Source organism: Kitasatospora sp. NPDC056327 (assembly GCF_042261735.1).
Taxonomy (GTDB): Bacteria; Actinomycetota; Actinomycetes; order Streptomycetales; family Streptomycetaceae; genus Kitasatospora.
The window spans coordinates 1-10,732 of sequence record NZ_JBHJRC010000286.1 but is presented as its reverse complement, the minus strand read 5'-3'; the positions used below and the strand labels follow the sequence as shown (position 1 = coordinate 10,732).

Annotated in this window: 7 protein-coding genes; 2 read left to right on the top strand and 5 right to left on the bottom strand. The window is 75.8% G+C overall.

Annotated features, from left to right (window positions below; genetic code table 11):
- Window positions 1-50 precede the first annotated feature (50 nt).
- The 5 genes from sucD to ACFCX4_RS29800 all read right to left on the bottom strand — a co-directional run bounded on the left by sucD (window position 51) and on the right by ACFCX4_RS29800 (window position 7,327).
- Complete coding sequence (sucD, locus tag ACFCX4_RS29820; protein WP_376149074.1) at window positions 51-935, bottom strand: succinate--CoA ligase subunit alpha; 885 nt, start codon at window positions 933-935, stop codon at window positions 51-53.
- Window positions 936-954: 19 nt separating this feature from the next.
- Window positions 955-2,127 carry an ADP-forming succinate--CoA ligase subunit beta gene (gene sucC, locus ACFCX4_RS29815; protein WP_376149071.1) on the bottom strand — a complete coding sequence of 391 codons (1,173 nt, stop codon included), beginning with the start codon at window positions 2,125-2,127 and terminating at the stop codon, window positions 955-957.
- A gap of 364 nt (window positions 2,128-2,491) precedes the next feature.
- On the bottom strand, window positions 2,492-3,700 hold the full coding sequence (locus ACFCX4_RS29810) for a VWA domain-containing protein (protein ID WP_376149069.1): 1,209 nt from the start codon (window positions 3,698-3,700) through the stop codon (window positions 2,492-2,494).
- A 67-nt stretch (window positions 3,701-3,767) separates the two neighbouring features.
- Window positions 3,768-6,137 carry a DUF5682 family protein gene (locus tag ACFCX4_RS29805; protein ID WP_376149066.1) on the bottom strand — a complete coding sequence of 790 codons (2,370 nt, stop codon included), beginning with the start codon at window positions 6,135-6,137 and terminating at the stop codon, window positions 3,768-3,770.
- A 95-nt stretch (window positions 6,138-6,232) separates the two neighbouring features.
- Window positions 6,233-7,327 carry an AAA family ATPase gene (locus tag ACFCX4_RS29800; RefSeq protein ID WP_376149063.1) on the bottom strand — a complete coding sequence of 365 codons (1,095 nt, stop codon included), beginning with the start codon at window positions 7,325-7,327 and terminating at the stop codon, window positions 6,233-6,235.
- Between the two features lie 189 nt (window positions 7,328-7,516).
- Between ACFCX4_RS29800 and ACFCX4_RS29795 the strand changes: the two genes are divergently transcribed.
- Together ACFCX4_RS29795 and ACFCX4_RS29790 are read left to right on the top strand one after the other, a co-directional pair.
- Window positions 7,517-8,827, top strand: coding sequence for an SWIM zinc finger family protein (locus tag ACFCX4_RS29795; RefSeq protein WP_376149061.1), 1,311 nt, complete (start codon window positions 7,517-7,519; stop codon window positions 8,825-8,827).
- 86 nt (window positions 8,828-8,913) lie between these two features.
- Complete coding sequence (locus ACFCX4_RS29790) at window positions 8,914-10,572, top strand: DUF5691 domain-containing protein (RefSeq protein ID WP_376149058.1); 1,659 nt, start codon at window positions 8,914-8,916, stop codon at window positions 10,570-10,572.
- The last annotated feature ends 160 nt before the right edge of the window (window positions 10,573-10,732 follow it).

Below are 10,732 nucleotides of genomic sequence, written 5' to 3'. Positions count from 1 at the left end.
CCCCCGCCCGGAGGTCCGGGCGGGGGCGCGGGGTCGCGAGCGGGAGGGCGTCAGCCCTGGAAGAGCTCACGGGCCAGGCGGGCGGTCTCGGACGGCGTCTTGCCGACCTTGACACCGGCGGCCTCAAGGGCCTCCTTCTTCGCCTGGGCGGTGCCCGAGGAGCCGGAGACGATGGCGCCGGCGTGGCCCATGGTCTTGCCCTCGGGGGCGGTGAAGCCCGCGACGTAGCCGACGACCGGCTTGGTCACGTTCTCCTTGATGAAGGCCGCGGCCCGCTCCTCGGCGTCGCCGCCGATCTCACCGATCATGACGATGAGCTCGGTCTCCGGGTCCTCCTGGAACGCCTTGAGGGCGTCGATGTGGGTGGTGCCGATGACCGGGTCACCGCCGATGCCCACGGCCGAGGTGAAGCCGATGTCCCGCAGCTCGTACATGAGCTGGTAGGTCAGGGTGCCGGACTTCGAGACCAGGCCGATCTTGCCGGCCTTGGTGATGTCGGCCGGGATGATGCCGGCGTTCGACTGTCCGGGGCTGATCAGGCCGGGGCAGTTCGGGCCGATGATCCGGGTCTTGTTGCCCTTCGCGCCGGCGTGGGCCCAGAAGGCGGCGGTGTCGTGCACCGGGACGCCCTCGGTGATCACGACGGCCAGGCCGATCTCGGCGTCGATGGCCTCGACGACGGCGCTCTTGGTGTGCGCCGGCGGGACGAAGATGACGGTGACGTCGGCACCGGTCTTCTCGATGGCCTCGGCGACGGTGCCGAAGACGGGCACCTCGGTGCCGTCGACGTCCACGGTGGTGCCGGCCTTGCGCGGGTTGACACCGCCGACGATCCGGGTGCCGGAGGCGAGCATGCGGCGGGTGTGCTTCATGCCCTCGGAGCCGGTCATGCCCTGGACGATGACCTTGCTGTCCTTGGTAAGGAAGATAGCCATGGTGTGAAAGTCCCCTTCCTTACTTGTTGGCCAGCTCGGCGGCGCGGTCGGCCGCACCGTCCATGGTGTCCACCTGCTCGACGAGCGGGTGGTTGGCGTCGGTCAGGATCTGCCGGCCCAGCTCGGCGTTGTTGCCGTCGAGGCGGACGACCAGCGGCTTGGTGACCGCCTCGCCCTTCTCCTCAAGGAGGGCGAGGGCCTGCACGATGCCGTTGGCGACCGCGTCGCACGCGGTGATGCCGCCGAAGACGTTGACGAAGACCGACTTGACGTCGGTGTCGCCGAGGATGATCTCCAGGCCGTTCGCCATGACCTCGGCGGAGGCGCCGCCACCGATGTCGAGGAAGTTGGCGGGCTTGACGTTGCCGTGCTTCTCGCCGGCGTACGCGACCACGTCGAGGGTGCTCATCACGAGACCCGCGCCGTTGCCGATGATGCCGACCTCGCCGTCGAGCTTGACGTAGTTGAGGCCCTTGGCCTTGGCCGCGGCCTCCAGCGGGTTGGCGGCGGCCTTGTCCTCCAGCGCCTCGTGCTCCGGCTGGCGGAACTCGGCGTTCTCGTCCAGGGAGACCTTGCCGTCGAGCGCGATGATCTTGCCGTCACCGGACTTGATCAGCGGGTTGACCTCGACGAGAAGGGCGTCCTCCTTGATGAAGACGGTCCACAGCTGCTGCAGGACGTCGGCGACCTGGTCGGCGACCTCGGCCGGGAACTTCGCCGCGGCGACGATCTCGGCGGCCTTCTCCGGGGTCACACCCTCGTTGGCGTCGACCGGGATCTTGGCGAGCGCGTCGGGGTTCTGCTCCGCGACGACCTCGATCTCCACACCGCCCTCGACGCTGGCCATGGCCAGGAAGGTGCGGTTGGTGCGGTCGAGCAGGAACGAGACGTAGTACTCGTCCTTGATGTCCGCGGTCTGGGCCAGCATCACCTTGTGAACGGTGTGACCCTTGATGTCCATGCCGAGGATCTGCTCGGCCTTGGCGACGGCGTCGGCCGGGTCGGCGGCGAGCTTCACGCCACCGGCCTTGCCTCGGCCACCCACCTTCACCTGAGCCTTGACGACGGCGCGGCCGCCGAAGCGCTCGGCGATGGCCCGAGCCGCTTCGGGGGTCTCGATGACATCGCCGTCAAGCACGGGCACGCCGTGCTTGGCGAAGAGGTCCCTCGCCTGGTACTCGAACAGGTCCACGTGTTTGTCCTTGTTCGTGGTCGCGGATTGTGTCTCTACGAGCGTGCCACGGCAGGATCTTCGCTGCGGGTCGTCGGGGCGGTGCGGGTACGCAGAAGTACGGCCTTGCGGCCCACACAGCCACGGGCGCACACGTCAATCAACACGCGCGTCACGTCCGTCTGGCAGGTTATCCCCGTACGACGGGCGTGTTTCGCCCGGGGCCCGCCCGTCTTGGGTGAGAACCGTCACAGACGACCCGGGGGGCGCACGCCGGGCGCCCGGACCGGGCCGTCCACCCGCCCGCACCTCGCGTTACACCGTTCGGGTGAGGACGGCTCCGGCCCGTTGACGGACGTGCCGTCCGGGCCGTCGCCGGCTCCGTTCACACCCCCTGGTCCGGGACCGGGATCGGGCGCTTCTCGATCGCCGCCGCCATGATCTCCGGGAAGACGTCGGGGGTGCAGGCGAAGGCCGGGGCGCCGAGCGCGGCCAGTGCGGCGGCGTGCGCGTGGTCGTACGCGGGCGCGCCCTCGTCGGAGAGCGCCAGCAGGGCGATGAACTGGACGCCGGCCGCCTTCATCGCGGCGACCCGCTTGAGCATCCCGTCCCGGATGCCGCCCTCGTAGAGGTCGCTGATCAGCACCACGACCGTCTCGGCCGGCCGGGTGATCCGGGACTGGCAGTAGGCGAGGGCCCGGTTGATGTCGGTGCCGCCGCCGAGCCGGGTCGCGAACAGCACGTCGACCGGATCGGTGAGCTGCTCGGTGAGGTCGACCACCGAGGTGTCGAAGACGACCAGCCGGGTGTCCAGGCTCCTCATCGAGGCGAGCACCGCGCCGAACACCGCCGAGTGCACCACGGACGGCGCCATCGAGCCGGACTGGTCGATGCAGAGGATGACGTCCTTCCTCACCGCGCGGTGGGCGCGGGCGTGGCCGACCAGCCGCTCGGGGACGACCGTGCCGTGCTCGGGCAGGTAGTTCCCGAGGTTGGCCCGGATGGTGCGGCCCCAGTCGATGTCACGGTGGCGGGGGCGGTCGACCCGGGCACTGCGGTCCAGCGCACCGCCCAGGGTGGCCCGGGTGCGGTCGGCGAGCCGGCGCTCCAGGTCGGCGACCACCCGGCCGACGACCGCGCGGGCGGTCTCCCGGGTGGTCTCGGGCAGCGCGTGCTTGAGCGAGAGCAGCGTGCCGACCAGGTGGACGTCCGGTTCGACGGCCTCCAGCATCTCGGGCTCCAGCAGCAACTGCTCCAGGCCGAGCCGGGTGATGGCGTCCTGCTGCATCAGCTGGACCACGGTGGCCGGGAAGTACTCGCGGATGTCGCCCAACCAGCGGGCCACCTGCGGGGCCGAGCCGCCGAGGCCGGCACTGCGGCGGCCGGCGCGCGGCTGTCCGGACCGGCCCTCCTCGGGGGCGCCCCGGTAGAGCGCGGCGAGGGCGCCGTCCATCGCGGCGTCCCGGCCGTGCAGGGCGCGGCCGGTGCCGTCCGCCTCGCCGCCGAGGACCAGCCGCCAGCGGCGCAGCCGCTCGTCGGCGGCGGAGTCGGAGGCGGGCGCGGCGGTGTCGGGGGCGGGAGTGCTGGCTGCCATCGGGGCTCCTCCGGGTGCGGTCTGCGGACGGGGACGGACAGGTACGGACAGGGACGGACGGACACCGTCAGGTGTCGCGGCCCCCGGGCTGCCGGGGGATCCTCGGCCGGGCGCCGGGCGGTCCGGCCGGCGCGCCCGGCCGGACCGGAAGTCCGAGCAGCAGCGCGACCACGGGCAGCGCGGCGCCGGCCCGTGCCCGGTCCAGCTCGACGGCCTCCCCGGCGGGTTCGGCCGGACCGGTCCCGACCGGGCCGGCCGCCACCCGGCCGCCGACGGTCCGCCGGACCCCGGCCTCCAGGGTGGTGAAGGTCCGGCGCAGCAGCGGCAGCACGTCCGTGAAGACCTCCGCCGGGACGCCGGTCAGCCAGTCGTCGAGCAGCCCGAGCAGCCGGGGGTCGTGGAGCAGCAGCGCGCCGCCCCCGGTGAGGAAGCCCTCGATCCAGCCGGCCGCGTCCGCCGGGCTGTTGGCGGTGGACAGCACCAGGCCGAGCCGCCGGCCGGCCTCCTCGGAGTCGAGCCTGCCGTCGTCCAGCAGCAGCCGGACGGCCCGGCCGCGCAGCAGACCGGGGACCCCGGTGGCCGGTCCGCCGGACGGCTCGCGCCGGGCGAGCGCGCGCAGCGTGCCGGCCCAGCGGTCGGCGAGGCCGTCGGCCGGGTCGAGCAGGCCGATCGCGCCGTGCACGTCGTCGAGGTGACCGCGCATCAGGGCGGCGCCGGCGGCGTCCAGGCCGGTGCAGGCGGGCGGCAGTCCGACGCAGATCCGGTCGGCGAGTCCGCCGGCCACCCCGGCGAGCGCGCCGTGGTCGGTGCCCCGGACGTCTCCGTAGCGCAGCGCGCGGACCAGCGCGGGCAGCGCGCCGGCCAGGTGGGCGACATCGGTGTCCAGGGCGGCGCGGTCGGCGAGCACCCGCATCACGGCGGGCAGCGCCCCGGCCAGCCCGGCCACCAGGCAGTTCTCCACCAGTGCGGTGAGCTCGGAGAGTTCGGCCGCGGTCCGGGCCGTGCCGACGGCCTTTCCGGCGGCGGCCCGCTCGACGGTGGTGCCCCACTGGGCGGCCTCGGCGATCCGGACGGCGAAGTCGGGCTGCCAGCAGAGCCGCCAGCTCTCCCGGAAGGTGCCGGTGGAGGCGACCGGGGAGCGGCCCGGGACACCCCAGTCGACCCCGAGCAGCCGCAGCCGGTGCAGCAGCCGGGAGCGGGCCGCGTCGGTCTCCCCGCGCAGGTCGAGGTCGAGGTCGCGGGGCTCGGGCGCGGGCTTGAGCCGCAGGGTGCGCTGGAGCCTGGTGAGGTCGCGCTGGAGCGGGACGGCGGGCGCCTCGTCGGGCACCTCGCCGAGCGCGTCGCCGATCACCAGGCGGTCCCGGACGAGCGCGAGGGCGACTTCGGAGCCGTCGCACATCACCGAGCGGACGGCGTCCAGGGTCTCGGTGAGTCCGGCGAGCGGGCGGCCGCGCAGCACCGCCAGGGTCCGGGCCAGCCGGACGGCCTCGATGACGTGCGCGGAGGAGACCGGGTGGTCCTCGGCGCGGAGCAGGGCGGCGGCCCGGGTGAGCCAGCCGGGCAGCGGGTCGCCGTCCGTGCGGTGCAGGTGGTGGTACCAGCCGGGGGAGACGATCCCGGCGCCGTAGCCGGTGAGCCCGGAGAGCCGGCGGTGCGTCCACGGGACCCAGGTGATCTCGGTCCGCACCTTCCGCGGGAGTCCGGCCAGCAGCGCCCGGTCGTGCGCGACGCTCGGCATCCGGGCCAGCGCGGGCACGTGGAAGGCCCCGCAGACCACGGCGATCCGGCGGTGGCCGGCCCGGCGGGCGGCGCGGATCTGCCGGCGCATGTACGCCTCGCGCCGTTCGTCGCGGCGGCTCGCGCCGCCGCCGTCCTCGCGCAGGGCGGTCATCGCCTCGGCGACGGCCGTGAAGGGGGCGAGCGGGTCGTCGCCGGGGCGGCGGTGCTCGACGACGTCCTCCCACCACCGTTCCGGGTCGTCGTGGCCCGCCGCCGCGGCGAGCGTGGCGATCGGGTCGCGCGGCAGGTCCCCGCCGCCGTCCCCGCCTCCCTCGGCCCCGTCGTCCCCTCCGCCGTCGCCGGCTCCGTCCGTGCCGTCCGCCGGGTCCGGCCCGTCGGCGAGGAGGTGGCCGGCCGGCAGGTCGATGAAGTGCAGCGGGACGCCGTGCCCCGTCGCCCAGCGGATCGCCACCCACTCCGGCGAGAACTCGGCGTACGGCCAGAACGCGGCCCGGGCCGGGTCGTCGGCCGCGTGGGCCAGCAGGGCGACCGGCGGCACCATGTCCTCGCGGGCGGCCAGTGCGAGGATCGGGTCGGCCTCCGGCGGGCCCTCCACCAGGACCGCGTCCGGCCGCAGGTGCTCCAGTGCGGCGGCCACCGAGCGGGCGGAGCCCGGCCCGTGGTGCCGCACGCCCAGCAACGTCACCTCTGCGCTCATCGCGCCCTCCCTCCCGGGGTTCCCGAGATCTCCGAGCCTGCGGTCGTGCCGTTCACGTCGTGCCCCTTCCCGGTCGCGCCCCGCGGCCGTGCCGCTCAGCGGGCGTTCTCACGGGCGGCGCGGTAGAAGTCCTTCCAGCCCTCGCGCTCGCGGAGGACGCCCTCGACGTACTCGCGCCAGATCTGCTGGTCGGTGGCCGGGTCGCGGACCACCGCCCCGACCACGCCGGCCGCGACGTCGCCGGCCCGCAGCACGCCGTCGCCGAAGTGCGCGGCGAGCGCCATGCCGTTGGTGACCACCGAGATGGCCTCGGCGGTGGACAGGGTGCCGCTGGGGGTCTTCACCTTGGTCCGGCCGTCGGCGGTGATCCCGGCCCGCAGCTCCCGGAAGACGGTCACCACGCGCCTTATCTCCTCGGCGCCGCCGGGCAGTTCGGGCAGTTGGAGGGAGCGGCCGAGCTGCTCGACCCGGCGGCTGACGATCTCGACCTCCTCCTCCAGCGAGCCGGGCAGCGGCAGCACCACGGTGTTGAAGCGCCGGCGCAGGGCGCTGGACAGCTCGTTGACCCCGCGGTCGCGGTCGTTGGCGGTGGCGATCAGGTTGAAGCCGCGGACGGCCTGGGTCTCGGTGCCCAGCTCCGGGATCGGCAGGGTCTTCTCCGACAGGATGGTGATCAGACTGTCCTGCACGTCCGCCGGGATGCGGGTCAGCTCCTCGACCCGGGCGATCCGGCCCTCCGCCATCGCCCGCATCAGCGGCGAGGGGACGAGCGCGTCCCGGCTGGGCCCGTTGGTGAGCAGCTGCGCGTAGTTCCAGCCGTACCGGACGGCCTCCTCGGGGGTGCCGGCGGTGCCCTGCACCAGCAGGGTCGAGTCCCCGCTGATCGCGGCGGCCAGGTGCTCGGAGACCCAGGTCTTGGCGGTGCCCGGCACTCCGAGCAGCAGCAGCGCCCGGTCGGTGGCGAGCGTGGTCACGGCGACCTCCACCACCCGCCGCGGGCCGATGTACTTGGGGGTGATCACGGTGCCGTCGGGCAGCTCGCCGCCCAGCAGGTAGGTGGCGACGGCCCACGGGGAGAGCCGCCAGCGCTCCGGGCGCGGACGGTCGTCCTGGGCGGCCAGCGCGGCGAGCTCACCGGCGAACGCCTCCTCGGCGTGCCGGCGCAGGACCTCGGTCGCGACATCGGTCATCGGGGCTCCTTCGGGTCGGCCGGCGGGCACACGGATGCCCGGGCGGCGAGGTGATCGGGGGGAGCCAGGTCGGCGTCCCGGCCTGCGGTGACCACCTTGCACCCGGCCACTGACAATCCTGACCGTCCCTCAGCCGGGGCCTTCCGGGCGTCAGGCCGGCTGTCAGTGGCGCCGCCTAACGTCGTCGGCATGGAGGAACGCTGGAGCACCGAACACGTCCTGTCCCTCGCGCCCGACGCCGCCTCGCGGAAGGCCGCGGGCAAGCTCTCCACGCCCGCCCCCTGGTCGGCCACGGGCACCGACGGCGACGCGGTCTGGGGCGAGTGCCGGGGCAGCGGCAGCACGCCCTACCGCACGGTCGTCGAGCTCGCCACGCCCGCCTACCAGTGCAGTTGCCCGAGCCGGAAGTTCCCCTGCAAGCACGCCCTGGGGCTGCTGCTGCTCTGGAGCGGCTCCCCCGGCTCGGTGCCCGACGGTGCCGAACCCGCCGACTGGGCCGCCGGGTGGCTGAAGGACCGCCGGGAGCGGGCCGGGCAGCGGGCGGCGCGGCCGGAGGCCCCGGCCGACCCGGCCGCCGTGCGGCGCCGCGCCGAGAAGCGCTCCGCCCGGGTCGCGGCCGGCGCCGCCGAGCTGCGGCTGCGGCTCGCCGACCGGGTCCGGCACGGCCTGGCCGACCAGTCCACGGCGGGGCCCTGGGAGGAGGTCGCGGCCCGCATGGTCGACGCCCAGGCCCCCGGCCTGGCCACCCGGGTCCGCGAGCTGGACGCGGTGCCGCAGCAGGGGCTGCTGGAGGAGTACGCGATGCTCCACCTGCTCGCCACCGCCGCGACCCGGCTCGACGAACTGCCCGAGCAGCTCGCCGCGACCGTGCGCACCCGGGTCGGCTACACCACCGAGACCGCCGAGCTGCTGGCCGGCCCGACCGTCCGGGACCGCTGGCAGGTGCTCGGCAGCCGGGACACGACCGACGAACGGCTGACCACCCGCCGGCTCTGGCTGCGCGGCGCCAAGACCGGCCGCCCGGCCCTGCTGCTCGCCTTCGGCCGCCCCGGGCAGGCGCCCGAACTCGCCCTGCCCACCGGCCAGGTGGTCGAGGCGGAGCTGGCCTTCCACCCGGGCGCCCGGCCGCTGCGGGCCGTCCTCGGCATCCGCCACGGCGCGCCCGAGGCCGCGTCCGACACCCCGCCGCCCGGTCTGACCGTGGCCGAGGCGGTCGCCGGCTACGGCGACGCGGTGGCCGACGACCCGTGGCTGGACGCCTGGCCGACCGTGCTCGGCGAGGTCGTGCCGGTGCTCTCCGACGAGGGCTGGCACCTCACCGACGGCCGGCACCTGGTCCCGGTGCACCGCGCCGCCGTCCCCGAGGCCGCCCTGTGGCGGCTCGCCGCCGTCTCCACCGGGCGCCCGCTCACCGTCTTCGGCGAGTACGGCCACCGCGGCTTCGCGCCGGTCACCGCCTGGGGGCGGGACGGCCGGCCGATCGGCCTCACCACCCCCTGAGCGACCTCCGCGGCCGGCCCGGCCCGACGGCCGGCGGGACCGCCCCGACACCCATCCGCACCCGTTCCACCGGAGGAGGAGGCCCCGTGCCCGACCCCTGGGAGTCCCTGCAGACCACCGCCCTGCTGGGCACCGACCGCCGGCCGCTCCCCGCGCCCGACCCGGCCGCCCCGTACGACGGCGCCGTGGACCTCGCCGACCCGGCCACCGCACTGCTGGAACTGGCCGCCCTGGAGACGGTCCGGCGCCGGGCCGGGGCGCTGCCCACCGCCGCCGACGGCCCGGCCGGGCGGCCCGCCGCCGAGGACCCCCGCCCCGAGCCGCCGGCCGCCGCCGCCCGCCGGCTCTCGCTGCTGCTCTCCACCCGCGGCGGCGGCAGCGGCGTCCTCGCCAACCTCGGCGAACTGCTCCCGCAGTGGCTCGCCACGGCGCGGGACCGCGGCTACCGGGTGCCGGCCGCCCAGGTGCCGGCCCTGCTCGACGCCGCCCGGGCGCGCAGCGAACTGCGCCCGGACGCGGTCGCGCTGGCCGGTCCGCTCGGCCGCTGGCTCGCCGAGCGCAATCCGGACTGGCGGTTCGTGCAGCGCGCCGCCCCCGCACCGGCCCCGGAGCCCGGGCCGGCCCGGCAGACGGGCCCGGCACCGACGACGGCACCGGCTCCGGCACCGGTCGAGGGCACCCGGCCGGTCGACGGCACCCCGTCCGCCGAGGGCGACCGCCTCTGGCACGAGGGCCTGTTCGCCGAGCGGGTCGCCCACCTCACCCTGCTCCGACGCCGCGACCCGGCGGCCGGCCTGGCGCTGCTGCACGGCACCTGGCCCACCGAGCGCGCCGAGGACCGGCTGCTGTTCCTGGACTCCCTCCAGGACGGCCTCTCGCTCGCCGACGAGCCCTTCCTGGAGGCCGCGCTCGGCGACCGCAGCAAGAACGTCCGGGCCACCGCCGCCGAACTGCTCTCCACGCTGCCCGGCTCCGCCCTGGCCGCCCGGATGGCCGAGCGCGCCCGCGCCGCCGTGCGCCTCTCCCCGCACGGCACGCACCTGCTGGTCACCCCGCCCACCGCGTGCGACCCGGCCATGCAGCGCGACGGCATACCCCCCAAGTCGCCCACCGGGCGCGGCGAACGGGCCTGGTGGTTCGGCGAGGTGATCGCCGCCGCACCGCTCGCCCTCTGGTCGGCGCACACCGGTCTGACACCCGCACGGCTGCTCGCCCTGCGGGTCGGCGACGCCATCGACGAGACCAGCAGCACCTGGGCCGACGACCTCCGTGAGGCCTGGGCCCGGGCGGCCGTGCGCCAGCAGGACGCCGACTGGGCCCGCGCCCTGCTCGGCCCGGCGCCCGTCCCCGGCCCCGGGCGCACGGCCCGCACCACCGGCGCCCCGGCCAAGCTGCTCGCCGTGCTCCCGCCCGCCGAACGGGCCGTCTGGACGGCCGCGTTCATCGAGGCGCACGGTCTGGGCGACGCCTTCCAGCTGCTCGGCGCCTGCACCACCCCGTGGACGCCGCCGCTCTCCACCGCGGTGGTCGAGGCGCTGGCCCGGGCCGCCGGCTCGGGCGCCTACCCGTGGAGCCACAGCGGGGTGCTGGGCATGACCGAGCGCGCGCTGTCCCCGCAGACCGCCGCGGCCGTCGAGGAACTGGCCGCCGGGGCCGCCCCCGGCACCGCCTGGGGCGAGACCTTCACCCGGCTGGCCGGGACGCTGCGCTTCCGCGAGGCGATGCTCGCCGAACTGACGGCCTGAAGGCCCGGACCGGCGGACGCACGGGGGCCCGGGCACGGGGCCGAACGCCGGGGAGCCGGACCGGAGGGCCCGGAGGTGCGGGCCCTGACGGACACGGCTGCCCGAACGCGCAGTCACCGGACGGACGAAAGGGCCGGTGCCGGACGACACGTCCGGCACC

Excerpts from the sequence above, each read along its gene's own strand:
- sucD (WP_376149074.1), bottom strand. The coding sequence starts at position 935 with ATGGCTATCTTCCTTACCAAGGACAGCAAGGTCATCGTCCAGGGCATG.
- ACFCX4_RS29810 (WP_376149069.1), bottom strand. The coding sequence starts at position 3,700 with ATGGCAGCCAGCACTCCCGCCCCCGACACCGCCGCGCCCGCCTCCGAC.
- ACFCX4_RS29805 (WP_376149066.1), bottom strand. The coding sequence starts at position 6,137 with ATGAGCGCAGAGGTGACGTTGCTGGGCGTGCGGCACCACGGGCCGGGC.
- ACFCX4_RS29800 (WP_376149063.1), bottom strand. The coding sequence starts at position 7,327 with ATGACCGATGTCGCGACCGAGGTCCTGCGCCGGCACGCCGAGGAGGCG.
- ACFCX4_RS29795 (WP_376149061.1), top strand. The coding sequence starts at position 7,517 with ATGGAGGAACGCTGGAGCACCGAACACGTCCTGTCCCTCGCGCCCGAC.